This is a genomic window from Trinickia sp. HAY1-2D, from assembly GCF_056754935.1.
Genome location: NZ_JBPGWX010000002.1, coordinates 1,108,442 through 1,133,759 on the forward strand (window position 1 = coordinate 1,108,442; position 25,318 = coordinate 1,133,759).

Here is a 25,318-nt window from a genome sequence, read left to right on the forward strand (position 1 = left end):
TCTCAGCATCACCTACGCCGGTCGCCGCGTTGCGGCGCAAAGCAGGGCGCGCGCCGGCAGGCAAGATTAGGAGTCGAGTAGTGGCTGCCTCTCTTAGCGACAAAGGCAACAAGATGGCACACACGTATCGTCGTTCATCGTCGTTTTCGGCGGTGGCCGATCGCTGGATCCCGAAGCTCGTTCTGGCGCCCAGTATCGTCATCAGCCTCGTTTTCATTTACGGTTTCATCGCTGTCACCGGCTATCTGTCGCTTTCGAAGTCGCGACTGATGCCCAATTACACGTTCGCGGGTCTCGACCGCTATACGGAGCTCTTCAATAACGATGTCTGGTGGACCTCGGCCAAGAATCTCGGCTGGTTCGGCATTCCGTTCATCGGCATTTGCGTGGGGCTCGGTCTTTTTCTCGCGATCCTGCTCGATCAGAAGATTCGCAACGAAGGCGCGCTGCGCGCGATCTTCCTTTATCCGATGGCGCTCTCGTTCATCGTGACCGGTACAGCGTGGCAGTGGATTCTCAATCCGGGCCTGGGCCTCGAAAAAGTCATGCACGACTGGGGATTCGCCAGCTTCTCGTTCAACTGGATCGGGGATCCGGACAAGGCGATCTTTTGCATCGTAATTGCCGCCGTCTGGCAATCGACCGGGTTCGTCATGGCACTCTTTCTGGCCGGCTTGCGCGGTGTCGACGCCGAGATCTTCAAAGCCGCACAGGTCGACGGTGCTTCGCTGCCCACGATCTATCGCAAGATCGTGATTCCGAGCATGCGTCCGGTGTTCTTTTCGGTACTGCTGATTCTGTGCCATATCGCCATCAAGACGTTCGACCTCGTGGTTGCATTGACCGCGGGTGGTCCGGGCACTTCGTCGTCGCTGCCCGCCATCTTCATGTACACGTTCTCGTTCAACCGCGGACAGCTCGGTGTCGGCGCCGCGTCGTCGATGATGATGCTCGCAACGGTCGTGGCCGTGCTCGTGCCGCTCATGTACATGGAATCGAGGAGCACCCGCAATGTCTGAAATGACACAGAAGTTTGGGGACGGCCCGGCGCGTACCGGAATGTCGGTGAGCCGTGTCGTGATCTACGCGGCCCTCATCCTGTTCGCGCTTTATTTCCTGTTCCCGATCTACGTGATGCTTTCCACGTCGTTCAAGGATATCGACGAGCTGCGCACGGGTAATCTGCTCACGCCGCCGATGCACTGGACTATCGCCCCGTGGGTGAAGGCATGGAGCGGGGCCTGTACCGGCGTACGCTGCGACGGGATGCAGCCGTTCTTCATGAACTCGATCCGCATGGTCATTCCGGCCGTGCTGATCTCGTCGATCGTCGGCGCGTTCAACGGTTACGTCCTCACGCACTGGCGCTTTCGCGGTGCGGACGCGCTTTTCACGATGCTGCTCGTCGGCTGCTTCATTCCGTTCCAGACGATTTTGCTGCCGATGGCGCGTCTGCTCGGCACGATCGGGATCTCGAACACGATCACGGGGCTCGTCTTCGTGCACGTCGTCTACGGGATCGCCTTCACGACGATGTTCTTCCGCAACTTCTACGTCGGCGTGCCGGCCGAACTCGTCAAGGCCGCGCGGATCGACGGTGCCGGCTTCTTCACGATCTTCACGCGCATCCTGTTGCCGGTGTCGCTGCCGATCTTCATGGTGTGCGTGATCTGGCAGTTCACACAGATCTGGAACGACTTCCTGTTCGGGATCGTGTTCTCCGGCGTCGATTCGATGCCGATCACCGTCGCGCTGAACAACCTCGTCAATACGTCGACCGGTGTGAAGGAATACAACGTGGACATGGCCGGCGCGATCATCGCGGCCCTGCCGACGCTTCTCGTCTACGTGATCGCAGGGCGCTACTTCGTGCGCGGCTTGACCGCGGGTGCGGTCAAGGGCTGAGGCGGTCGGGCTTCGCGCCCGAGGGCGCGACACGCCGGGCTGCGCACGAAGCGCAACGCTTATTCGCAAGCAGCAATGCAGATTAAAGGATTCTCAGCATGGCAAGCCTTTCCATCCGCGACGTATACAAGACTTACCCGAACGGCGTACCCGTCCTCAAGGGCGTCGACATCGAGATCGAGGACGGTCAGTTCCTGATTCTCGTGGGCGGCTCGGGTTGTGGCAAATCGACGCTGCTCAACATGATCGCCGGGCTCGAGACGGTCACGAAGGGCGAGATCCGCATCGACGACAAGGTCGTCAACAACCTGTCGCCGAAGGATCGCGACATTGCGATGGTCTTCCAGTCGTACGCGCTTTATCCGTCGATGACGGTGCGCGACAACATCTCGTTCGGACTCAATATCCGCAAGGTGCCCAAGCGCGAACAGCAGCAGATCGTCGAACGCGTTTCGCAGATGTTGCAGATCGATCACCTGCTCGATCGCAAGCCGGGGCAGTTGTCGGGCGGTCAGCGTCAGCGCGTTGCGATGGGCCGCGCTCTCGCGCGAGACCCGGTCATGTTCCTGTTCGACGAGCCGCTCTCGAACCTCGACGCCAAGCTGCGCATCGAAATGCGTTCGGAAATCAAGCTGCTGCATCAGCGCCTGGGGACGACGATCGTCTACGTGACGCACGATCAGATCGAGGCGATGACGCTCGGCGATCGTATCGCGGTCATGAAAGACGGTATCGTCCAGCAATTCGGCGCGCCGCAGGACATCTACGATTCGCCGTCGAATCTCTTCGTGGCCGGCTTCATCGGCGCGCCGCCGATGAACTTCATCGAGGGCAAGCTTGTCGAGCAGGGGGCCGGTGCCGGTATCGAACTCGATACGGGCGTGAGCCGCAGCGTACTGAATCTGCCATTCGACCTGGCGCGCGTGAAGGGTTCGATCGGCAAGAACGTGATTCTGGGGCTGCGCCCCGAGCGGATTACCGACGCACGTCACGCGCACAACGGTCATGGAGAGGGGCTGCAACCGATCGAAGTCAAGATCGACGTGATCGAGCCGACGGGTCCGGATACCCTGGTGTTTGCACAGATCAACGGCAAGCGGACGGTGAGCCGGGTGCATCCGGCATCGAATCCGCAGCCGCTCTCGAACATGACGCTGCTCTTCGATGTCTCGAAGGCCGTGCTGTTCGATCCGGCCACGGAAGCGCGCATCGCCTGATTGCCGGGCATAGGCTCGGTCGCGCTTGCCGCGCTCAATGCGGCAAGCGCACGTCGAGTTTGAATGTCACGAGCCGCGCGACCAGAATGAAAGCGGTTGCGGCCAGCACGCTGTAGACGGGGTCGACATCGGCTTTCGCGAGCAGCAGGTAGAGGCCGCAGCCCGCCAGTGCGCACGTGGCGTAGGGCCGCGAGTCCCTGAGGATGAGCGGCACCTCGTTGCAGAGCACATCGCGAAGAATTCCGCCGAATACACCCGTCACCACGCCCATCATTGCCGAGATGAACCAGGGCATGCCCGACTCGAGGGCAATCGACGTTCCCGATACGCTGAAGAGCCCGAGACCGACCGCATCGGCGACGAGCAGGGCACGCTCGGACAGTACGCGCGACGCCATGCGCAGCATGACCGGCGCGAAGAACGACAAAGCGAAAATGACGATGACGTAGGTCTGGTGCTCGACCCAATAGAACGGCCGCCGGCCCAGCAGGACGTCCCGGACCGTGCCGCCGCCGAAGGCGGTGACGGTGGCGACGAGAAACGTGCCCACCGCATCGAGCCGCCGCTTGCGCGCCTCGATGAACCCCGAGACCGCAAAGGCGAAAATGGCGAGCCCCTCGATGATCGACAGGGCGAGGGTGAGCCTCGGGTGCATGCGTGCGTTCGTGAAAAGTCAGGCTGAACGAGGGGGCGCCTTCGGCGCGCTGGGGGGCTGCAAGAGTACGAGCACGGCGCCGGCGCCTCCATCGCGCTCGCGTGCCTGACAAAATGCAATGACTTCCGCTTTCTGCACGAGCCAGGCGCGGACCTTTCCCTTGAGCACGGGCTCCTTGCCGACCGAGCCGAGTCCCTTGCCGTGAACCACGCGTACGCAGCGCAAGCCGCGCTTGACCGTTTCGCGAATGAACTCCGCCAATGCCTCGCGCGCTTCGTCGCGCCGCATGCCGTGCAAGTCGAGCTGGGCCTGCACGACCCAGTGACCGCGCCTGAGCTTGCGCACGACTTCGTGGCCGATGCCTGGCCGGCAGTAAAAGAGCGACTCGTCGGTATCGAGCAGCACTTCGGGATCGAATTCGTCGGAGATCGCCTCGGCCAGCACGGCACGCTCGTCGCGCCGCGTCTGCACCGCCACGGCCGGCGGCGCCGCCCGCTCGTGCACTGCGCGCGCCGAAGCCTTCAGCGGCGATACGTTGCCGACTTCGCGCCGGAAAAGTTCGGCGTCGGCCGAGGCCTCCCGGGCCGCTTTGGCGGCGGCGGCGCGCTCGCGTTCGCGCTGGGCCGCGCTGCGTTCGAGCGCGTCGCGCAGCCCGCCGAGACTGGCCAAGCCGCCAGCCCGCACGGGAGCCTCGCCCGGTTTGACGCTACCGGGACGCGTTCGATGTCTGCTCATGACACAGCCGGACTGCTCTCGGACGTTAGCGGTCCGATTCGTGGCTCATGACGTGAGCCTGATGCACTTCATGGATGCTTTCCAGGTAGCGCTGCGCATCGAGCGCCGCCATACAACCGGTGCCGGCGCTCGTGATGGCTTGGCGATAGACGTGATCCTGCACGTCGCCCGCGGCAAAGACACCTGGTACGCTCGTCGCCGTCGCGTTGCCGCTGAATCCGCCGTTCGTGATGATGTAGCCGTTCTTCATCTCGAGCTGGCCGGCGAAGATGTCGGTGTTGGGCTTGTGGCCGATCGCGATGAACACGCCCTGCAGCGCGATATCGGATGTTTCGCCCGTCTTCGTATGCTTGATGCGCAGGCCCGTGACACCGGAATCGTCGCCCTTGACCTCGTCGAGCACATGGTTCCACTTGATCTCGACGACGCCTTCCTTTTCCTTCTCGAGCAGCCGGTCGATCAAAATCGGCTCGGCGCGGAACTTGTCGCGTCGATGGACGACGGTCACCTTGCTGGCGATGCCCGCGAGATAGAGCGCTTCCTCGACGGCCGTATTGCCGCCGCCCACCACGGCCACGTGCTGCTGCTTGTAGAAAAATCCGTCGCACGTCGCGCAGGCCGACACGCCGCGTCCCATGAACGCTTCTTCCGAGGGCAGCCCCAGATATTGCGCCGACGCACCGGTCGCGATGATGAGCGAATCGCAGGTGTACTCTCCCGAATCGCCGATCAGACGGATGGGCTTTTCATCGAGCTTGGCGGTGTGGATGTGGTCGAACACGATTTCGGTGTTGAAACGCTCGGCATGGTCGAGAAAGCGCTGCATCAGCTCGGGACCCTGAACGCCGTTGGCGTCGGCCGGCCAGTTCTCGACATCGGTCGTCGTCATCAGTTGCCCGCCTTGCGCGAGGCCCGTGACGAGCACCGGCGAGAGATTGGCGCGCGCCGCGTAGACGGCAGCCGTATAGCCGGCGGGGCCGGAACCGAGGATGAGGACTTTGGCGTGTTTGCGCGTGGACATGGAGATCGAATCCGTAATGAATACCGCTAAATGAGCTGACGGGGCGGCGGCACAGCCAATGCTGACCGTTGGCAGCGCGCACCCGTTGCGCGTCTAGGCCTAAATGGGGCACACCCGCGCATTATAAAGGGCAGGGCCTTCGCTTGCCGCCCAGGGAATTTCAATCGTGGCGATAGCCGGCACCCGTCGCACGCGCGGCGCGGCCCAGCGTCGGGCGCGCGTGCGGCAGCCCAACTGTTGCGCCGTTACCGTCATTTACAGCCCGTGGCGCGACGCAGCGTTTACAATAGCCCGCATCGAACGACCGGCGTGCCGGCGCCTACGGGCCTGCACGCCAAGCCTTTACGGATTCATGGCCAAAGCTCCCTATTCGGCGCACGCGCAAGCCTTACCGCATCGCATGTCGCGCCTTTTCACCGAAATCCGCTGGATATTGCAGGTCGCGCTCTGCGTGTTCCTGGCGATGGCGCTCGTCAGCTACAGCCGCCACGATCCGAGCTGGACGCACGCCGAGCAGGTCGAGCGCATCGCGAACTGGGCAGGCCGCGTGGGTGCCTGGACATCCGACATCCTGCTGTTGCTGTTCGGCGTGTCCGCCTATTGGTGGGTCGCACTGCTCGCGCGGCGCATCGCCGCGAACTACCGCCGGCTCACGCATCAAGTGGAAGCCGAGGAGGACAAACCGCGCGAATCGTGGGTCGCCGATGCGTTCGCGTTCGCGCTCGTGTTGCTCGCATGCGACGGAATCGAAGCCTTGCGGATGTGGTCGCTGCGGGTGCCGTTGCCGCGTGCGCCGGGCGGTATCGTCGGCGACGCCGTGGCGCGCGGCGTCTCGCATGCGCTCGGCTTCACGGGCGGCACGTTGGCGCTCTTGATCGCGCTCGCCATCGGCTTGTCGCTCTATTTCCGGTTTTCCTGGCTCTCCGTTGCCGAGCGGGTGGGTGACGCGATCATTTCGGCGGTGACGTTCGCGAAGCTGCGCCGCGAAGCCGGCCGCGATCGAAAGCTCGGCGAAGCGGCCGCGGTCAAGCGCGAAGGCAAGGTCGAACAAAGTCGCGTGCGCCTGGAAGATCACGAACCCGTCACGATCGTGCCGCCCATCGTGACGCCGGCCAAGTCCGAGCGCGTCGAGAAGGAAAAGCAGGTTCCGCTGTTCAAGGACCTGCCGGGCGACACCACGCTGCCGCCGATCGCGCTGCTCGACGCGGCGCCGGCCGTGCAGGAGTCGGTGTCGGCCGATACGCTCGAGTTCACCTCGCGTCTGATCGAAAAGAAGCTCAAGGATTTCGGTGTGGACGTGAGCGTCGTGGCCGCCTACCCGGGCCCGGTGGTCACGCGCTACGAGATCGAGCCGGCCACGGGCGTGAAGGGCAGCCAGATCGTCAATCTCGCGAAGGATCTCGCGCGCTCGCTGTCGCTCGTTTCGATCCGCGTCGTCGAGACGATTCCGGGCAAGAACTTCATGGCGCTCGAGTTGCCGAACCAGCGCCGCCAGACCGTGCGGCTTTCGGAGATTCTCGGCTCGGAGGTCTATGCCGACGCGGCCTCGAAGCTCACTATCGGTCTCGGCAAGGACATCGGCGGCAAGCCGGTGTGCGCGGACCTCGCCAAGATGCCCCACCTGCTCGTAGCCGGCACGACGGGCTCGGGCAAATCGGTCGGTATCAACGCGATGATCCTCTCGCTCGTCTACAAGGCGAGCGCCGACGAAGTGCGCATGATCCTGATCGATCCGAAGATGCTCGAAATGAGCGTCTACGAGGGCATTCCGCATTTGCTGTGCCCCGTCGTCACCGATATGCGGCAGGCCGGCCACGCGCTGAACTGGACCGTGGCCGAAATGGAGCGCCGCTACAAGCTCATGAGCAAGCTCGGCGTGCGCAATCTGGCCGGCTACAACCACAAGATCGACGAAGCGGCCAAGCGCGACGAAAAGCTGCCGAACCCGTTCAGCCTGACGCCCGACGAACCGGAGCCGCTGACGCGCCTGCCGAACATCGTCGTCGTCATCGACGAGTTGGCGGACTTGATGATGGTGGTCGGCAAGAAGGTCGAGGAGCTGATCGCGCGCATCGCGCAAAAGGCGCGCGCGGCCGGCATCCACTTGATTCTCGCCACACAGCGCCCGTCGGTCGATGTCATCACCGGTCTCATCAAGGCCAACGTGCCGACGCGGGTTGCGTTCCAGGTCTCGTCGAAGATCGATTCGCGCACGATTCTCGATCAGCAAGGCGCCGAATCGCTGCTGGGCATGGGCGACATGCTCTATATGCCGCCCGGCACAGGTCTGCCGGTCCGTGTGCACGGTGCTTTCGTCTCGGATGAGGAAGTGCATCGCGTCGTCCAGAAGCTCAAGGAGCAGGGCGAGCCGAATTACATCGAAGGCATTCTCGAGGGCGGCGTGGCGGGCGAGGGCGACGAAGGCTCCGCCGCGCTCGGCGGCGCGGCGGGTGGTGCGGAGGAGTCGGATCCGCTTTACGATCAGGCCGTCGAGATCGTCGTGAAGCACCGCCGCGCCTCGATCTCGCTCGTGCAGCGCCATCTGCGCATCGGCTACAACCGTGCGGCGCGGTTGCTCGAACAGATGGAGCAATCGGGGCTCGTCTCGGCGATGTCCACCAACGGCAATCGCGAAATCCTCGTGCCCGCGCGCGACGGCGACTAGGCATCGTTGCCGCTTGGCCGAGAAGCCGCGCGGCTCAGTTCATCACGGAGAATCACCCCCATGCAGCATCGTTTCCGGCATTTCGCGTGGCGCTTGCTCTCGTTTTCGTGGGTCTCGCGCCCTATGCGCCGAGGGCTTGCCGCAACCCTGTTCGGTGCCGCGCTCGCGGTGGCGGCGCCGACGGCCTTTGCCAGCGGGACCGAGCAATTGAAAGCCTTCGTCTCGCAAGTGCAGTCGGCGCGCGGCGAATTCGTGCAAAAGGAAGTGAAGGCGCCTTCGAAGGTGCAAGGCGCCAAGCCGACGCAGGGTGGAACGTCGAGCGGCACGTTCGTCTTCTCGCGGCCCGGCAAATTCATCTGGACCTACGAGAAGCCCTACGAGCAGGTCTTGCAGGCTGATGGCTCGAATCTTTACGTCTATGACAAAGATCTGAATCAGGTCACGATCCGCAAGTTGGGCGGCGCGCTCGGTGCGAGCCCGGCCGCCATTCTTTTCGGCAGCAACGATATCGAGCAGAACTTCACGCTGCGCGACGCGGGGGTGAAGGCGGGGATCGACTGGCTCGAGCTGCGCCCGAAGTCGCGCGATACCCAGTTCGAGCGTGTCGGCATCGGCTTCAGGGACGGCAATCTCGAGGCGATGGAACTGCACGACGTCTTCGGCAACGTGACGCTGCTCACGTTCACGAACATTCAGAAGAACCCGCCGCTCAAGGCCGATTCGTTCAAGTTCACGGTGCCGAAGGGCGCCGATGTCATCAACGGCTGAGCCTCGCCATCGGGAAAACGCGTCATGCCTGATCTGTTCGCGCAAGAACCCGTTGCGCCGCTCGCCGAGGCTCTTCGCCCGAAGACCTTGGACGAGGTCATCGGCCAGTCCCACTTGCTCGGCGAGGGTAAGCCGCTGCGATTGGCGTTCCAGTCGGGCAAGCCGCACTCCATGATCTTCTGGGGACCGCCGGGAGTGGGCAAGACGACCTTGGCACGTCTTACCGCGACGGCCTTCAAATGCGAATTCATTGCCCTATCCGCGGTCTTCTCCGGTGTCAAAGACATCAGGGCGGCAATGGAGCAAGCCGAGCAGAATCTGGCGATGGGCAAGCACACGATCTTGTTCGTCGACGAGATTCACAGGTTCAACAAGTCGCAGCAAGACGCGCTTCTTCCTTATGCGGAAAGCGGCTTGGTCACGTTCATCGGTGCCACCACCGAGAATCCTTCCTTCGAGGTGAATTCGGCCTTGCTGTCGCGGGCGCAGGTCTATGTGCTGAAATCGCTGACAGACGACGAATTGAAGCAGTTGCTTCGACGCGCTCAGGAAAAGGCGATTGGCGGTCTGGAGTTCGACGATCTGGCCAGGGACACCATCATCGGCTATGCGGATGGTGACGCCAGAAGATTCCTGAACCTGCTCGAACAGTGCCAGACGGCTGCCGGTGCCGCCGGGATTCGGAAGATCGACGCGGAGTTCGTGCGCAATGCGTTGACGTTGAATTCCAGGCGCTTCGACAAGGGCGGCGACAACTTTTATGACCAGATTTCAGCCCTTCACAAATCGGTTCGCGGTTCGCATCCCGACGCCGCTCTCTACTGGCTGACGAGAATGCTGGACGGCGGCGCCGATCCCCGGTATCTGTCGCGGCGGATCGTTCGCATGGCTTGGGAAGACATCGGTCTTGCCGACCCGAAAGCCATGCAGATCGCGAACGACGCGGCCCTGACCTACGAGCGTCTGGGAAGCCCGGAAGGCGAGTTGGCGCTGGCGCAGGCGGTGATCTATCTGGCCGTTGCCGCCAAGAGCAACGCTGGCTACATGGCCTACAACCAGGCCCGAGCTTTCGTGAAGCAGGACAAGAGCCGTGAGGTTCCTGTCCATTTGCGCAATGCGCCAACGAAGCTCATGAAGGAGCTGGGGTACGGGCATGAATACCGATATGCCCACGATGAACCCAATGCCTACGCCGCTGGCGAGACCTACCTTCCTGACGGCATGGAAGAGCCTCGCTGGTATCAGCCGGTTCCAAGAGGTCTGGAAATCAAAATAAGCGAAAAGTTGGCCCTCTTGAAGAAATTGGACGAAGAAGCGGGGAAGAAATAAGCACTAGCGCGCCATCCCGTCCAGTTCGACAACGATGTCGTCCGGCAGCAGGAGTGTTTCCGCAGCCAGGTTTTCCTTGAGGTGGCTGATCGAGGCCGTTCCAGGAATGAGAAGGACGTTGGGTGCACGATGCAGGAGCCAGGCCAGTGCCACCTGATTGGGCGACGTCCCGAGACGGGCAGCGACGTCGGATAACGTGGCCGACTGCAACGGCGAAAAACCGCCTAGCGGGAAAAACGGGACGTAGGCGATATGATCGCGGCCCAGCTCGTCGATCAACGCGTCGTCAGTCCGATGGGCCAGGTTGTAGTGGTTTTGCACGCATACGATATCGCAAATGCGGCGTCCCTCCGCCACTTGGGCCGGGGTCACGTTACTCAGGCCGATATGGCGTACGAGGCCCTTGCGCTGCAGCTCTGCAAGCGCGGTGAGCGGCGCTTCGATCGAACCTTCGGCCGGCTGCATCGGATCGATCATCACGCGCAGGTTGACGACGTCGAGCTTATCGAGTCCCAGATTGCGCAGATTGTCGTGCACCGCCTGCTCGAGCTCGGCGGACGAATAAGCCGGCAGCCACGATGCGTCGGCGCCGCGGCGCGCACCGATCTTCGTGACGATCACCAGGCCGTCGCGGTAGGGATGCAGCGCCTCGCGGATCAACTGGTTGGTCACGTGCGGCCCATAGAAATCGCTGGTGTCGATATGATTCACACCGCATTCGACCGCCGTGCGTAGAACGGCGAGGGCACCGTCCTTGTCGGCGGGCGGACCGAAAACGTGGGGCCCGGAAAGGCGCATCGCGCCGTAGCCGATGCGGTTGACCGTCAGGTCGCCGAGACGATAAGTAGCGGATGAGGAAGGCATATTGGACCTCTTTCTGTTGAAGGTCTTAGTGTAGGCACGCAGCTCCCGTTCGAAAAGACGGCATAATCTACACAACCTGTACGAAAATGCGCACAATGAAACTCGATCTCGCCGACCTGAATGCTTTCATCGCTGTGGCGCGCGCCAAGGGCTTCCGCGACGGCGCACGCTCGACTGGCGCCAGCGCATCGGGTCTGAGCGAGGCGGTACGGCGGCTGGAGGCGCGACTGGGCGTGCGTCTGCTCAACCGCACGACCCGCAGCGTGGTCCTTACCGAAGCGGGCGACCGTTTGTTGGAGCGTCTCGGGCCGGCATTGACGGAGGTCGAAGCCGCGCTCCACGAAGTGAACGATTTGCGCGATCGCCCTGCCGGCAGGTTGAAGCTGAACGTTCCCGTCAGCGCCGCACGACTGGTGTTACCCACGATCGTGCCGGGTTTCCTGGCCGCTTACCCCGAAATACAGTTGGAGATCATTGCGGAAGAAAGCCTCGTCGACGTGTTGGCGGCCGGCTGCGATGCGGGCATCCGCTACGACGAGCGTCTCGAGCAGGACATGATTGCCGTGCCCATCGGTCCGCGGGTCCAGCGTTTCGCAGCTGCGGCTGCGCCCTCGTATCTCGACAAGCGTGGACGACCCGATCATCCGAGCGAGTTGCTGCGGCACGACTGCTTGCGCATGCGTTTTGGCGGACGCGCGGTGCAGCCATGGGAATTCAAGCGCAACGAGGAAACGGTGAGGATTGACGTCGATGGACCCTTGCTGGTCGAGCGTTCCGGTGCGGTCGATTTGATCGTCGATGCGGCCCGAGCAGGAAGCGGCATCGCCTACCTGTTCGAGGATTGGCTGCGGCCGTATCTGCAAAGCGGTGCGCTGGAAGCGGTGCTCGAGCCGTGGTGGCAGTCGTTTTCCGGCCCTTTCCTGTATTACCCCGGACACCGCCTCGTCCCACCCCCGCTGCGCGCCTTCATCGACTACATCAAGGACACGACCCGCAATGACTGACAGTCGATGCGGTGCGTTAAAATCGCGGTTTTCCCTTTACGACAATCGACTTTCCCCATGCTCGACATCCAGTTGCTGCGCAAAGATATCGAAGGCGTTGCCACACGCCTTGCCGCACGCGGCTACACGCTCGACGTCGCGGCGTTTTCGGCGCTCGAAGCCGAACGTCGTGCCATTCAGACCCGCACAGAAGAGCTGCAGTCGCGGCGCAACACATTGTCGAAGCAGATCGGGGCGATGAAGGGGCGCGGCGAAGACACGTCGGCGGTCATGGCGGAAGTGGGCTCGCTCGGCGATGAAATGAAGACGTCAGCCGCGGCACTCGACGGCGTTCAGGCGCGCTTGCAAAGGCTGCTGCTCGAAATGCCGAACCTGCCGCACGAAAGCGTGCCCGTTGGCCGCGACGAAACGGACAACGTCGAAGTTCGCCGCTGGGGCACGCCACGGCAATTCGACTTCGAGGCCAAGGATCACGTCGATGTGGGCACGCCGCTCGGGCTCGATTTCGAAACGGGCGCGAAGCTGTCAGGTGCGCGGTTCACGCTGCTGCGCGGGCAGGTTGCGCGTCTGCACCGTGCGCTTGCGCAGTTCATGCTCGATACGCATACGCAGCAGCACGGCTACACGGAAACGTACACCCCTTACATCGTCAATCCCGAGGTCCTCGTCGGCACGGGCCAGTTGCCGAAGTTTGCGGACGACATGTTCCGCGTGGAGAAGGGTGGCGCCGAGAGTGCGGTGACGCAGTACTTGATTTCGACGTCGGAGATTCCGCTGACCAACACGGTGCGCGACAGCATTCTCGATGCGGGCGAATTGCCTGTGAAACTGACGGCTCATTCGCCGTGTTTCCGCTCGGAGGCGGGCTCTTACGGCCGGGACACGCGCGGCATGATTCGCCAGCATCAGTTCGACAAAGTCGAGATGGTGCAGATCGTGGCGCCCGAGGCGTCGTACGACGCGCTCGAGCAGATGGTCACGCACGCCGAGGCCATTTTGCAAAAGCTCGAGTTGCCGTATCGGGTGATCACGCTCTGTACGGGAGACATGGGTTTTTCCGCGGCGAAGACATACGACCTCGAAGTCTGGCTGCCGGCGCAGAACACCTATCGCGAGATTTCGAGCTGCTCGAATACCGAAGCGTTCCAGGCGCGTCGCATGCAGGCGCGGTATCGCAACGCTCAGGGCAAACCGGAGCTGCTGCATACGCTCAACGGCTCCGGCCTCGCGGTGGGGCGCACGCTCGTTGCCGTGCTCGAGAATTTCCAGAATGCCGATGGCTCGGTGACAGTGCCGGCGGCGCTGCGTCCTTATCTGGGCGGCGTCGAGCGCTTGGAGCCGGTGCGGGCGTGATCGATCGGGTGCGGCGTCTCGGCTTGCGACCTTCTTGGTAAAAAAGCTTGGAATGCTGCTTTCGATGTTCTATAATCTTCGCTTCGCCAAACAGCGACCAGCTTGGCGAAGCGAAGTAAGCGGTGGTAGGGCAGCTATGTGGCAAATGAGCTGCATGCCATCCACAAGACGGAAAGGTGGCAGAGTGGTCGAATGCGCCGGACTCGAAATCCGGTGTACGGTTATACCGTACCGTGGGTTCGAATCCCACCCTTTCCGCCAGGACATCAGCAAACGGGCCTTTCGGCCCGTTTTGCGTTTCTGTGTCAGAAAAAATCCTTTAGCCGTACGCCTGTGTGGCGGCCATCGCCGCGCGATGTGGAAGCGGCGATGAGCTTGAGCACATCGTCGTCCACAGAAATCGATTATCAACGCCATCAGACTTGGATGAATTTTCGCAACTGATGTTCTTCGCTGCGCCGCGTATGGTTACATGGAAAACTTTCACGACGGGGTAGCGAATGGCTGATCGTCATCTTAAGTGGGTTCCAGTGCCCGCATGGCAAAAGGCAGGCTCGACGGTTGACGGTGGTGGCTCGGGAGGAGATGATGGCGGCATGCAAGCGCGAATCTCCCTCCTTGAAGCGGCCAATTTGGAAATCCGCGATCGTCTCGTCAAAATCGAGACGAGGCTGAATGCGCTCGCCTCGAAAGAAGATTTAGCGCATCTCAGGGCCGAACTTCATGCCTCGCTGAACGTACAGACATGGCGCATTATCGGCGCCGTGACGTTGTTGACCGGCGCCGTTTATTATTTGGCGAAATTCGCTCACTGACACTGTTCAGTCTGCGTCGCGCGGGCTTTCGTTGATATCACTTGAAACGGGCTTTGCCGCCGCTTACGCCGTCTCGCGGCGCGGCGCTCCTCGTTTCGATCGCCGAACGAGCTGTCGCAATGACAGCACATGCAGCAAGACCGAGCCTTGTACCACGACCGCTCGTGTCGACACATTTGGCATATCGCTTCGGGCGGTAAAAATGTCGATGCGGGTATTCCCGGTGCGCTCGGCCCAAGTACCAGATTGCGAGCCGACTTTCCCTAGACTAATATCCATCTCGCCTGTACTTATTTTCTCGGTCGATTGAAGTCGCATGCATCGATTGGCCGTTTATCGCGTGCACAAGGAAGTGATGCGAGAAATGACCAACACCGGTGGTGCATATTTGAGCCTGCGGTCTGCGTCTGAAATCGATATTGAATTTTTACGTACGGTTTTTGAAAGCACGCGCGAGCAAGAATTCGCGCAAACAGGATGGAGCGTCGAGCGCGTTACGGCATTACTGGCCGATCAATTTTCGATGCAGCATGAGTATTACCGTCGGCATTACCCGCATGGCCGCTTCGATGTAGTCATGCTGGGCAAGACCGCGATCGGACGCCTTTATCACGATTGGCAGGGGGCCGATGCGCGGTTAATCGATATCGCACTCTTGCCCGCTTATCGACGCGGGGGTATCGGCGGGCGGCTCGTCCGTGCATTCGTCGCGCAGGCGGCCGCACGGGCGATGGCGGCGGTGTTGTACGTCGAAATCGACAACCCGGTGCAAGAGCTGTATCGGCGCCTGGGGTTCGAAGCGGTCGGCGAGAACGGTGTGTATCTGCAGATGCGTCGAGCGGCCGCGCCGTTCATCGATGAAAGCGTCGTGCCTGTGCCAGGGCTGGCGGCTGAGGGCGCGATGTAACGCGAGGCGCGGCGACGCGCGAACATCCGCGGCTCGCGTTGTGATGAGCCAGGCGAATCACGTATCAAAACGATAGGCCATGGCCGGCAACGCCGACCAAGACAGATAGCGCATCACACAACGAATAAGAACCGGGGGCTTGCTTGCGGACTATCCCTACCCATGACGAGTTGCTCGAAGCGATCGGGCAACGCTTCACTTTCGCTTCCGCCGACGGGCAGACCGTCGAGGCGGTGCTCGCGCACGCGCCTGCCGGCATTGCCATGGATGACAGCTTCATCTGCTACTCGGCTACGTTCGAGTTGCCTGCGGGCGTTTTCCCTCCTCAGGACGTTTATCGCATAGGCTCGCCGAGCGGCCGAGCGTGGGACCTGCTCGCCACGCCTACGCGGCCCACCGGGGACGGGCGATCGACGCTTACCGTCGTTGTGCACTGTCGCGCCGATGCACTGGCTATGGACGCCGGTTCGCAGGGCGTCAATTGAGCATCTTTCCCATTCTTGACTCGACTGGAGGCGTTCGATGAGTGATCCGTTCCTGGGTGAAATCCGCATGGTGGGCTTCGACTACGCTCCCTACGGCTGGGCGTTGTGTGCAGGTCAAACGATCGCGATTTCGCAAAATCAGGCGTTGTTTTCTCTGCTCGGCACCGTTTACGGCGGCAACGGCACGACGACCTTTCAATTGCCGAACATGCAGGGCCGTAGCCCCGTTGGTGTGGGGCAGGGCCTGGGGTTGTCGACCATTGTCATCGGCGAGCAAGCCGGGACCGAGAATGCGACGCTGACGACGCAGAACATGCCGATGCATACGCACACGGCGACCGTGTCGAGCGGCGGTTCGGCCACGGGCTCCGTCGCAATTCCGGCCACCACGTCGACGGCATCGCAAAGCGCGGTTCCCGGTACAACCGCGGTGCTCGGGCCGGTTAGCGTCAGCAATCACCAGGGTGCGCTCTACAGTACCTCGACGCCCAATACGACACTTCAGCCGTTCAATGTCACGGTGGAGGGATCTGCGCCGTCGGTGCAGAACGGCATGGCCGGGGGCAGCACGCCTTTTTCGGTGCGCAATCCGTACTTGGGCATTACCTTCGTCATCGCCTTGCAAGGGATTTTTCCCTCGCGGGGATAAATAAATTGAGGCGTGCCGCCACCGGCACGCCGTCGGGGAAATCACGCGATGAGATTTGCCGCCAGCCTCTCGAAGCTTCTCGCCGCGATGCGAGGGTCCGCCCCGACCGCGCGCCGCGAATGTACCGCCATGCCGGCGCCGCTGATCGTCGCGCTCGAGCCGCGCATCGTCTATGACGCATCGGCCGCAGCCATCGGAGTGGCAGCTGCTGCCGCCCCGCATCCGACGAACGGCGATGGACATGCCGCGAGTACCGCACACGAAGGCGCGTCGGCTTCAACCTCGACGCGTGCGGTGCATGGCTTCACACCCGCGGCAGTGGCCGCCGGTCAGGGCGAAGCGGGCGCGCAAAACGCAGCTGCCACAGCACGGCATGGCTACACGAGCACGCCGTTTTCGGGCGTTACGGGCGACGCTACCGCGACGCGCGCGGTGCACGGCTTCACGGATTCGGTTGCGCAATCGGCGGATCGCCAAGTCGTCTTCATCAATTCGAACGTCACCGATCTTCAGACGCTCGTCGCTGGCTTGCCGGCTGGCACGCAGTACGTCGTGCTCGATTCGACGAAGGACGGGCTTGTCCAAATCGAGCAGTATCTGCAGGCACACCCCGGCGTCAGCGCGATCCATCTCGTGTCGCATGGCGCCACGGGCGAGTTTCAGGTGGGTAGCACATGGATCAACGAAGCCGATATCTCGACGTACAGTTCGGAGTTCGCGCAGATCGGCGCGTCGATGAAGGCGGGCGGCGACTTTTTGATTTACGGCTGCGACGTCGCCGGCAATGCGGACGGCAAGGCGCTCGTTCAGCAGATCTCGTCGATATCGGGATTGAACGTGGCGGCGTCGACCGACGCAACCGGCGCGGCCTCGCTTGGCGGTGACTGGTCGCTCGAATACGACGCGGGCACCGTGCATGCGGGCGTTATTTTTTCGGCGGCCTCGGAGCAAAACTACGATCACGTGCTCGCCGCATTCGACGAGACCTATGACGGGTCGGTCGGCTTCGATACGGGCTCGACGCCCGTCGCTTCGACGACGCTCGACGGCCTGACCTATACGGGCGATCAGGCTGTCGAGTATCAGGTCGTCAGCGGATCGCTTCCGTCGAGCGGGTCGGGCGGCGAGTTCATCGTCAACACGCAGGGCACGCAGATGTCATCGCTGACGATTCAGCGGCAAGATGGCACCTTGATGGCGGTAGAGAGCTTCGATATCGATATATTTGTCAGCAACCAAGTGACGGTCCAGGCCCTCGACGGGTCCGGCAACGTCGTTGGGAGCATAGTCCTCGATTTTTCCGCTGGCGCCACTGCGTACACGCCGGGCCACGTGTCGAACAGTTCGCTCTTTCACGTCGATCTGTCCAGCAACGCTGCGTTCTCACAGGTCAAGAGCATCAAGCTCATCGAGACTAGCGGCAACGGCACCTTTCTCTCGCCCACACTGGATAACTTCACCTATCTCGCGCCCTCGTCCCCGCCGACGCTCACGGCCACCGGCGGCACCACGTCGTTCGTGGCAGGCGACAACACGGCGTCGACACCGGTCGCCGTCGATTCCGGCATCACGTTAGCCGATGGGAATTCGGCCACCGCCGTGAGTGCCACCGTGTCGATTACGGGCAACTTGCACAATGCGGAGGACGTGCTAGCGTTCACGAACACGAGTGCCGCCACGTACGGCAATATTTCAGCGGGATACAACGCGGTCACGGGCGTTCTGACGCTGACATCCTCGGGTGGCACGGCCACTATCGCGCAATGGCAGGCGGCATTGCGCGCGGTGACCTACACCGATACGGCCGTGACGCCGAATGCCGCCACCCGCGCAATCAGCTTCGAAGTCACCAACGACGGCTTCACGGCCGGTAATACCACGACGAAGCAGGTCAGCGTCACCGATACCGACCAAACTCCGATCGTGTCGACCAGTGGCAGCACGCTGAGCTACCGGGATGGCGCATCCGCGGTGACGATCGACAGCGCGATCACAGTGAGCGATCTCGACAACACGACGCAATCGTCGGGCACGGTGTCGGTGTCGGGAGGCTTCCACAGCGGCGATACGCTTGCGTTCAACAACACGAGTGGGGCGACGTTCGGCAACATCGCGGCTTCGTATAACGCGGCGACGGGCGTGCTGACGCTGACGTCCGCCGGCGCGACCGCCACGGATGCGCAGTGGCAGCACGCGCTGTCGGCAGTCACATTCTCCAGTACGAGCACGACGCTCGGCAGTCGCACGATTTCATTCGCGACGAGCGACGGTACGAAAACGAGCACGGCAGCGACCGACACCGTGAATGTGGTGACACCGGTTCAAATCACGACGGATTCGGGCTCGGCTGCGTTCGTGGCGGGCGACAACACGGCGTCGACGCCCGTCGCCGTCGATTCCGGATTGACGGTGACCGACACGGCCGCCACGACGCTCGCCTCGGCCACTGTCGCGATCACGGGCGGCTTGCAAAGCAGCCAGGATGTGCTGGGGTTCACGAACGACGGCGCGACGATGGGCAACATCACCGCGTCGTACAACGCGGCGACGGGCGTCATGACGCTCGCCTCGGCCGGTGCGACGGCAACGCTGGCGCAATGGCAGAGCGCACTCGAGTCGGTGACTTATACCGATACGGCCGTTACGCCGAATGCGGCGACGCGCACGATCAGCTTCGCGGCGGTCGACGGTGCGGGCAATTCAAGCGCAACAGCCACCCGCACGGTGACAATCACGGACACCGACCAAACGCCGATCGTAACGACGACGGGCGGCACGACGAACTACGTGGGCGGCACGTCGGCCGCGACGATCGACGGCGGCATCTCGGTGAGCGATCTCGACAATGCGACGCAATCATCTGGGACAGCTTCTGTTTCCAGTGGCTTCCATAGCGGCGATGCGCTTGCGTTCACAAATACGAGTACGGCCACGTTTGGCAATATCGCGGCTTCGTACAACGGGGCGACGGGCGTGCTGACGCTGACGTCGTCGGGTGCGATGGCCACCGACGCACAGTGGGCGAACGCGTTGTCGGCGGTGACGTTCTCGAGCACGAGTACCACGTACGGCAATCGTACGATTTCGTTCGCGACGAGCGACGGCGCGAAAAGCAGCACGGCGGCGACCGACACGGTCAGCATGACGGCCCCGCCGACGATCACGACCGATTCGGGTTCCGCTTCGTTCGTGGCGGCTGACAACGCGGCGTCGACGCCGGTGGCGATTGATGCGGGCTTGACGGTGACTGACGGTAGCGCGACGACGCTGAGCTCTACGACAGTTGCCATCACGGGTGGCTTTCATAGTGGCCAAGACGTCCTCGCGTTCACCAACGACGGCGCGACGATGGGCAACATTACGGCGTCGTACAACGCGGCGACGGGCGTCATGACGCTCGCCTCGGCCGGTGCGACGGCAACGCTGGCGCAATGGCAGAGTGCACTCGAGTCGGTGACTTATACCGATACGGCCGTTACGCCGAATGCGGCGACGCGCACGATCAGCTTCGCGGCGATCGACGGCGCAGGCAATTCAAGCGCTACAGCCACCCGCACGGTGACAATCACGGACACCGACCAAACGCCGATCGTAACGACGACGGGCGGCACGACGAACTACGTGGGCGGCACGTCGGCCGCGACGATCGACGGCGGCATCTCGGTGAGCGATCTCGACAATACGACGCAATCGACAGGGACGATCTCGGTCACGAGCGGCTTCCACAGCGGCGACACGCTGGCGTTCGTCAACACCAACTCGGCGACGTTCGGCAATATCGTCGGGTCATACAACGCGGCGACGGGTGTGTTGACGTTGTCCTCATCGGGCGCGACGGCGTCCAACGCTCAATGGGCCAGCGCATTGAGCGCGGTGACATTCTCCGCCGGCTCGAGCGCAACGCCGGGCAACCGCACCATTTCGTTCGCGGTGAACGACGGCATTAAAAGCAGTGCGGTGCGGACGGACACCGTGGATGTATTGGGGCCACCGACGATCACGACCGATTCCGGCTCTGCGTCCTTTGTAGCGGGCGACAATACAACTTCAACGCCCGTGGCGATCGATCCCGGGCTGACGCTGACCGATGGCGCGTCGCCGACTTTGGCGTCGGCTACCGTCGCGATCACCGGAGGATTTCACAGCGGCGAAGACGTGCTCGGATTCACGAACACGAGCGCGACCACATTCGGCAACATTGCCGGCTCCTATAACGCTGCGACGGGTGTGCTGACGCTGACTTCTTCCGGCGCGTCGGCGACGCTCGCGCAATGGCAGGCAGCGCTCGATGCTGTGACGTACACCGACACTGCCATCACGCCCGACAACACGACGCGCACGATCAGCTTCACGGCGGTCGACACGGGCGCCGTCACGAGCAATACCGCGACCCGAACAGTGACCGTGACCGACACCGATCAAACGCCGATCGTCTCGGCGACCGGTGGCACGACCAACTACATCGCCGGTACGTCCGCCGTGACGATCGACGCGGCCATCACGGTCAGCGATCAGGACAATACGACCCAATCGGACGGCACCGTATCGATCACGACGGGCTTCCATTTCGGCGATACGCTGACGTTCGTCAACACGAATTCGTCGACTTTCGGCAACATCGTCGGGTCCTACAATTCCGCGACAGGCGTGCTGACGCTGACGTCGGCGGGTGCGACGTCGAGCGATGCACAGTGGTCCCACGCATTGAGCGCCGTGACGTTCTCCGCAGGATCGAGTATCACGCCTGGCAATCGCACGATTGGATTCGCCGTGAGCGACGGTACGAAGACGAGCGCTTTGGCAACCGATACGGTCGCCGTACTCGGGCCGCCGACGATCACGACCGATCCGGGTTCGGCATCGTTCGTGGCGGGCGACAACGCTACATCGACGCCCGTGGCGATCGATTCGGGGTTGAGCGTGACCGACGGCGGTGCATCGACGCTGGCCTCGGCCACCGTTGCAATCACGGGCAACTTCCATAGCGGCGAGGACGCCCTCGCGTTCATCAACACCAGTTCGACGACGTACGGCAACATTGCCGCATCCTACAACGCGGCGACGGGCGTTTTGACGCTGAACTCCGCCGGTGCGACGGCTACGCTGGCGCAATGGCAGGCGGCCCTCGATTCGGTGACCTATACGGACACGGCGGTCACGCCGAACACTGCCACGCGCACGATCAGCTTTACCGCGGTGGATACCAGTGCCGTGACGAGCAACACCGCGACGCGCACGGTGACCGTGGCCGACACGGATCAAACGCCAGTCGTCACGGCAGCAGGCGGCACGACGAGCTACGTGGTGGGCACATCCGCCACCATCGTCAACTCGAGCGTGAGCGTGACCGATCTCGACAATCCGACACAATCGTCGGCAACGGTGTCGGTCACCGGCAACTTCCATGGCGGCGAGGACATCCTCACCTTTACGAACAGCAACGCCCCGTCGTTCGGCAACATTGCGGCGACCTACGATTCGGCGACAGGCGTGCTGACGCTGAGCTCGGCCGGCGCCACCGCCACCGACGCGCAATGGGCGAATGCGCTGAGCGCCGTGACGTTCTCGACGAGCGGGACGCACTTCGGCAATCGCACGATTTCGTTCGCCACGAGCGACGGCTCGAAGACGAGCGCGGCTGCAAGCGCAACGCTCGTCGTGCTCGATCAGCCGCACATCACGCCCGATGCGGGGTCCGGTTCATTCGTGGCAGCCGACAATGCCACGTCGACGCCGATCGTGGTTTCGCCGGGCCTGACGCTGACCGATGCGAGCAGTACGACGGCATCGTCCGCGAGCGTGGCGATCGCGGGCGGATTCCACGCCGGCGAGGACGTGCTGGCGTTCGCCAACGACAACGCGACGATGGGCAACATCGCGGCCAGCTATAACGCGAGTACGGGCGTGCTGACGCTGACGTCGGCGGGCGCCACGGCCTCGCTGGCGCAATGGCGAGCGGCGCTTGCATCGATCACGTATACCGATACGGCGGTCGTGCCCGACACTACGACACGCGTCATCAGTTTCACGGTGATCGATGGAAACGGCGCCGTGAGCGCGGCGCAAACGCGTAGCGTCACGGTGACCGACACCGATCAGACACCGCTTCTGTCCATCGGCGGAAGCGTGACGTTCACATCGCTAGGGGCGCATTCGACGCCGGTCGCGATCGCGCCGCAAGTGACCATCAGCGACCGCGATCCGAACGCTACGTTGAGCTCGGCGCAAGTGGCGATCAACGGGGGCTTCGATGCGGCGAACGATACGCTTGCGTTCACCGGCAGCGCGGCAACGGGCAACATCGCCGCAAGCTACAACGCCGCTACAGGTGTGCTGACGTTGACCTCGGCCGGCGGCACCGCATCGCTCGCGCAATGGCAGGCCGCACTGCAATCGGTCACCTACTCGGATGCGAAGTCGGGCGCGAGCGGCAGCCGCACCGTGGCGTTCACCGTCAGCGACGGCATGAAGACGAGTGCCGTCGCATCGAATACGATCACGATCGTCAGGGGGCAGACGGGCATCGTACCGATCTTCCCGACGCCGCCGACGGTCATCGAATCGCCTGCAGCAGCGCAGCCGCCGTTGTTTACGGGCTCCGATCGCACCGGCGCGCCCGACGTGCTCGACGAGTTCGATGAGCCGCTGCCCGTGGGCTCGGTACCGATCGTGCCGACAATGACGTTCTCCGATCCGAGCGCGCCGCGCAACATGCAGCCGCTCGATCGTGCCTCGGTGTCGCGCTTCGACGCGGCGGCGCTCGATGCGGCAATTGCGGTCGGTACCGCCGAGGTGCCCGTGCCGCTTCCCGACGTCTCGTTTGCAATTGGGCCGAACGACCCGTTCTCGATCGAAGTGGCGACGCTGTTGCCGCCTTCCGAGGCGATGCACGGCGGCTCCGACGTCACAGTCCGGCTTGCCAACGGCCGTTCGCTGCCAGGCTGGATCCATTACGACGCGGCAAGCGGCGTATTGCGGGGCAAACTCCCTCCCGGTGCGGAAGACGTCCATATCGTCGTTCAGACGCGCGACGCATCGGGTCGTGAAACGCGCCGCCAGATCGTGCTCGCGCCGCACGACAAGCATGGCCGCTCGCACGATGAGCGCAATCAGCACGATCAGCAGCATGGACAGGACAAGCACGGCGCAGTGCATCCATCGCCGCAAGGGCACACGAGCCGGGCGGCCGCCGAGCCCTCGGTCGCGCGCGCGGCGAGACCGCTCGGCAAGCCGTCGCTCGATCAGCAGTTCGCCCAGGCGCGCGCTGCGCTGCACGTTTCGCATCCCGGCGGCGCGACGCGTCGCCTATGAGTTACCTCATCCTCCAAGACCAATGAGATCTCAATCGACCTGTGCCACAGCGATGCCTTCGTCCACTACTGAATCCTCCGTTGCGTGGGCAACGGCCTCCACGCTTATCCTGCGCCCTTCGCTGATTGCCGTTTCGCTGGCCGCGATGTGGCTGTCGGGCTGCGCCATCCACCCGACGCCCTTCACGGACGCCGAACGCGCCCAGAGCGCGCGTGCCGACCGCACGGCGATGTTCGCGGAGCAGCCGCCGCTCGCCGGGCCTGTTACGCTCGACGAGGCCATGGCGCGTGCGATCCGCTACAACCTCGATCATCGCTTGAAGATGATGGAAGAGGCGCTTGCGCAAAAGCAGCTCGACGTCGCCAGTTTCGACATGCTGCCGCGTTTGACCGCGGCTGCCGGCTACACGTCGCGCAATCATCCGCTCGCCTCGCGATCCGTGTCGCTCGCCACGGGCGAACAATCGTTGGAGTCGTCGTACTCGACCGACCGGGACATTCGCACGGCCGATCTCACGTTTTCGTGGAATTTGCTCGATTTCGGGGTGAGCTACTTCGAGGCCAAAGAGCAGGCCGATCGCGTGCTCGTCGTGGAGCAGCGCCGGCGCAAGGTCGTCCAACTGATGATGCAGCAGGTGCGCGAGGCCTACTGGGAGGCGACGGGCGCGCAGCGTCTGGAGAGCCGCATTGGCCCGCTGCTCGAGCAAGCGAAGCAGGCGCTCGATGAATCGCGGCAATCGCAGAGCGAGGGCTTGCGCTCGCCGCTCGACACGCTCGCTTATCAACATGCGCTGCTCGATATCATGCGCCAGCTCGAAGCCGTGCGCGATCAGCTCGAGGAAGCCAAGCCGCGGCTCGCCTCGTTGATGAACATTGCGCCCGGCACTGATTTCACGCTCGCGCCGCCGGCGGATTTCACGGTGCCTAGCTTCGAGATGCCGATGGACCGCATGGAAGAGACGGCGCTCGAGCGCCGGCCAGAACTCGTCGAAGCCGGCTACAACGAGCGCATCAGCATCAACGAGACGCATAAGGCAATCGCCAAACTGTTGCCCGGCATCGAGGTGCAGTTGGGCGGGCATTACGACAGCAACAGCTTGCTCGCCTATCACGCATGGCGTGCGGCCGGTATCAATGTGAGCTGGAATCTGCTGAACCTGCTCAACGCGAAGAACATCCGCGGTATGGCGCGTGCCCAGCGCGACGTCGCGCATGCGCAGCGGCTCGCGCTGTCGATGGCCGTGCTCACGCAAGTTCACGTCGCGAGCGCCGAGCTCGGCGCCAAGCAGCGCCAGTTCGATTTGTACAAGCAGCTCAACGACGTGGATGGCCAGATCCTGCAGCATACCCACAACGCGACGGTGGCGAATGCGCAAGGCAAGCTCGAGGAGATTCGCGCGGCCACTTCGGCCATGATCTCGGAGCTGCGCCTCTATCAAAGCTACGGCGAGCTCGAAAGCGCCTATGGCCAACTGCTTGCGACGCTCGGACTCGACCCGGTTCCGGCCGACACGCGCAATGGCGATCTGAAATCGATCGAGCAATCGCTCGACAAGGAGCAAGCGCGATGGGCCGAGTTCGGCCACGCGAACGGAGTTACAACGCAATGAACCGATGGGGCAGGGCAGGGCTTGGT

At 62.9% G+C, this 25,318-nt stretch carries 18 protein-coding genes and 1 tRNA gene; 15 read left to right on the forward strand and 4 right to left on the reverse strand.

Going from position 1 to position 25,318, the window contains the following annotated elements:
• The first annotated feature begins 80 nt into the window (after window positions 1-80).
• The 3 genes from ACR9ZC_RS12140 to ACR9ZC_RS12150 all read left to right on the forward strand — a co-directional run bounded on the left by ACR9ZC_RS12140 (window position 81) and on the right by ACR9ZC_RS12150 (window position 3,122).
• Window positions 81-1,019 (forward strand): carbohydrate ABC transporter permease, encoded by a 939-nt coding sequence (locus tag ACR9ZC_RS12140; protein ID WP_414720176.1) that lies wholly within the window; start codon window positions 81-83, stop codon window positions 1,017-1,019.
• A 40-nt stretch (window positions 1,020-1,059) separates the two neighbouring features.
• A complete protein-coding gene (locus ACR9ZC_RS12145; protein ID WP_331567716.1) occupies window positions 1,060-1,905 on the forward strand; it encodes a carbohydrate ABC transporter permease in 846 nt (281 codons plus the stop codon).
• A gap of 98 nt (window positions 1,906-2,003) precedes the next feature.
• Entirely contained in the window at window positions 2,004-3,122 is a 1,119-nt protein-coding gene (locus tag ACR9ZC_RS12150; RefSeq protein ID WP_481580465.1) for an ABC transporter ATP-binding protein, read from the forward strand.
• A 34-nt stretch (window positions 3,123-3,156) separates the two neighbouring features.
• On the opposite strand, the gene ACR9ZC_RS12155 is transcribed toward ACR9ZC_RS12150, so the two are convergent.
• The 3 genes from ACR9ZC_RS12155 to trxB are packed head-to-tail and all read right to left on the reverse strand — an operon-like array spanning window position 3,157 to window position 5,533.
• On the reverse strand, window positions 3,157-3,777 hold the full coding sequence (locus tag ACR9ZC_RS12155; protein ID WP_331567540.1) for a trimeric intracellular cation channel family protein: 621 nt from the start codon (window positions 3,775-3,777) through the stop codon (window positions 3,157-3,159).
• 18 nt (window positions 3,778-3,795) lie between these two features.
• Window positions 3,796-4,512 (reverse strand): Smr/MutS family protein, encoded by a 717-nt coding sequence (locus ACR9ZC_RS12160; protein WP_481580466.1) that lies wholly within the window; start codon window positions 4,510-4,512, stop codon window positions 3,796-3,798.
• Window positions 4,513-4,537: 25 nt separating this feature from the next.
• Entirely contained in the window at window positions 4,538-5,533 is a 996-nt protein-coding gene (gene trxB, locus ACR9ZC_RS12165; RefSeq protein WP_414720175.1) for a thioredoxin-disulfide reductase, read from the reverse strand.
• A gap of 352 nt (window positions 5,534-5,885) precedes the next feature.
• On the opposite strand from trxB, the gene ACR9ZC_RS12170 reads away from it, so the two are divergent.
• From ACR9ZC_RS12170 to ACR9ZC_RS12180, 3 genes are read left to right on the forward strand one after another with little or no spacing between them, the layout of a single operon-like run.
• Window positions 5,886-8,198 (forward strand): DNA translocase FtsK, encoded by a 2,313-nt coding sequence (locus ACR9ZC_RS12170; RefSeq protein WP_331567536.1) that lies wholly within the window; start codon window positions 5,886-5,888, stop codon window positions 8,196-8,198.
• 60 nt (window positions 8,199-8,258) lie between these two features.
• Window positions 8,259-8,966, forward strand: coding sequence for an outer membrane lipoprotein chaperone LolA (lolA, locus tag ACR9ZC_RS12175; RefSeq protein WP_481580467.1), 708 nt, complete (start codon window positions 8,259-8,261; stop codon window positions 8,964-8,966).
• 24 nt (window positions 8,967-8,990) lie between these two features.
• The gene (locus ACR9ZC_RS12180) at window positions 8,991-10,295 is read left to right on the forward strand and encodes a replication-associated recombination protein A (protein ID WP_481580468.1); all 1,305 of its coding nucleotides are present in this window, start codon (window positions 8,991-8,993) and stop codon (window positions 10,293-10,295) included.
• Between the two features lie 3 nt (window positions 10,296-10,298).
• Here the strand turns inward: ACR9ZC_RS12180 and ACR9ZC_RS12185 are convergent, their stop codons facing one another.
• Entirely contained in the window at window positions 10,299-11,159 is an 861-nt protein-coding gene (locus ACR9ZC_RS12185) for an aldo/keto reductase family oxidoreductase (RefSeq protein WP_481580469.1), read from the reverse strand.
• A 95-nt stretch (window positions 11,160-11,254) separates the two neighbouring features.
• Between ACR9ZC_RS12185 and ACR9ZC_RS12190 the strand changes: the two genes are divergently transcribed.
• From ACR9ZC_RS12190 to ACR9ZC_RS12230, 9 genes are all read left to right on the forward strand, one after another.
• The gene (locus ACR9ZC_RS12190; protein WP_481580470.1) at window positions 11,255-12,163 is read left to right on the forward strand and encodes a LysR family transcriptional regulator; all 909 of its coding nucleotides are present in this window, start codon (window positions 11,255-11,257) and stop codon (window positions 12,161-12,163) included.
• 57 nt (window positions 12,164-12,220) lie between these two features.
• Window positions 12,221-13,516: a serine--tRNA ligase gene (gene serS, locus ACR9ZC_RS12195; RefSeq protein WP_481580471.1), complete on the forward strand. Its 1,296-nt coding sequence runs from the start codon at window positions 12,221-12,223 to the stop codon at window positions 13,514-13,516.
• Window positions 13,517-13,686: 170 nt separating this feature from the next.
• A tRNA-Ser gene (locus tag ACR9ZC_RS12200) sits at window positions 13,687-13,777 on the forward strand.
• A gap of 239 nt (window positions 13,778-14,016) precedes the next feature.
• The gene (locus ACR9ZC_RS12205; protein WP_481580472.1) at window positions 14,017-14,331 is read left to right on the forward strand and encodes a hypothetical protein; all 315 of its coding nucleotides are present in this window, start codon (window positions 14,017-14,019) and stop codon (window positions 14,329-14,331) included.
• A gap of 316 nt (window positions 14,332-14,647) precedes the next feature.
• Window positions 14,648-15,238, forward strand: a complete 591-nt coding sequence (locus ACR9ZC_RS12210) for a GNAT family N-acetyltransferase (protein WP_481580473.1) — start codon at window positions 14,648-14,650, stop codon at window positions 15,236-15,238.
• 143 nt (window positions 15,239-15,381) lie between these two features.
• A complete protein-coding gene (locus tag ACR9ZC_RS12215) occupies window positions 15,382-15,723 on the forward strand; it encodes a DUF6916 family protein (protein ID WP_481580474.1) in 342 nt (113 codons plus the stop codon).
• 37 nt (window positions 15,724-15,760) lie between these two features.
• Window positions 15,761-16,372: a phage tail protein gene (locus ACR9ZC_RS12220; protein ID WP_481580475.1), complete on the forward strand. Its 612-nt coding sequence runs from the start codon at window positions 15,761-15,763 to the stop codon at window positions 16,370-16,372.
• A 48-nt stretch (window positions 16,373-16,420) separates the two neighbouring features.
• Window positions 16,421-23,683 (forward strand): DUF4347 domain-containing protein, encoded by a 7,263-nt coding sequence (locus ACR9ZC_RS12225; RefSeq protein WP_481580476.1) that lies wholly within the window; start codon window positions 16,421-16,423, stop codon window positions 23,681-23,683.
• Between the two features lie 52 nt (window positions 23,684-23,735).
• On the forward strand, window positions 23,736-25,292 hold the full coding sequence (locus tag ACR9ZC_RS12230; RefSeq protein WP_481582654.1) for a TolC family protein: 1,557 nt from the start codon (window positions 23,736-23,738) through the stop codon (window positions 25,290-25,292).
• The last annotated feature ends 26 nt before the right edge of the window (window positions 25,293-25,318 follow it).

Bases quoted from the DNA above. Each gene is read 5' to 3' on its own strand.
- ACR9ZC_RS12145 (WP_331567716.1), top strand. From the start codon at position 1,060: ATGTCGGTGAGCCGTGTCGTGATCTACGCGGCCCTCATCCTGTTCGCG.
- ACR9ZC_RS12150 (WP_481580465.1), top strand. From the start codon at position 2,004: ATGGCAAGCCTTTCCATCCGCGACGTATACAAGACTTACCCGAACGGC.
- ACR9ZC_RS12155 (WP_331567540.1), bottom strand. From the start codon at position 3,777: ATGCACCCGAGGCTCACCCTCGCCCTGTCGATCATCGAGGGGCTCGCC.
- ACR9ZC_RS12160 (WP_481580466.1), bottom strand. From the start codon at position 4,512: ATGAGCAGACATCGAACGCGTCCCGGTAGCGTCAAACCGGGCGAGGCT.
- trxB (WP_414720175.1), bottom strand. From the start codon at position 5,533: ATGTCCACGCGCAAACACGCCAAAGTCCTCATCCTCGGTTCCGGCCCC.
- ACR9ZC_RS12170 (WP_331567536.1), top strand. From the start codon at position 5,886: ATGGCCAAAGCTCCCTATTCGGCGCACGCGCAAGCCTTACCGCATCGC.
- lolA (WP_481580467.1), top strand. From the start codon at position 8,259: ATGCAGCATCGTTTCCGGCATTTCGCGTGGCGCTTGCTCTCGTTTTCG.
- ACR9ZC_RS12180 (WP_481580468.1), top strand. From the start codon at position 8,991: ATGCCTGATCTGTTCGCGCAAGAACCCGTTGCGCCGCTCGCCGAGGCT.
- ACR9ZC_RS12185 (WP_481580469.1), bottom strand. From the start codon at position 11,159: ATGCCTTCCTCATCCGCTACTTATCGTCTCGGCGACCTGACGGTCAAC.
- ACR9ZC_RS12190 (WP_481580470.1), top strand. From the start codon at position 11,255: ATGAAACTCGATCTCGCCGACCTGAATGCTTTCATCGCTGTGGCGCGC.
- serS (WP_481580471.1), top strand. From the start codon at position 12,221: ATGCTCGACATCCAGTTGCTGCGCAAAGATATCGAAGGCGTTGCCACA.
- ACR9ZC_RS12205 (WP_481580472.1), top strand. From the start codon at position 14,017: ATGGCTGATCGTCATCTTAAGTGGGTTCCAGTGCCCGCATGGCAAAAG.
- ACR9ZC_RS12210 (WP_481580473.1), top strand. From the start codon at position 14,648: ATGCATCGATTGGCCGTTTATCGCGTGCACAAGGAAGTGATGCGAGAA.
- ACR9ZC_RS12220 (WP_481580475.1), top strand. From the start codon at position 15,761: ATGAGTGATCCGTTCCTGGGTGAAATCCGCATGGTGGGCTTCGACTAC.
- ACR9ZC_RS12225 (WP_481580476.1), top strand. From the start codon at position 16,421: ATGAGATTTGCCGCCAGCCTCTCGAAGCTTCTCGCCGCGATGCGAGGG.
- ACR9ZC_RS12230 (WP_481582654.1), top strand. From the start codon at position 23,736: ATGCCTTCGTCCACTACTGAATCCTCCGTTGCGTGGGCAACGGCCTCC.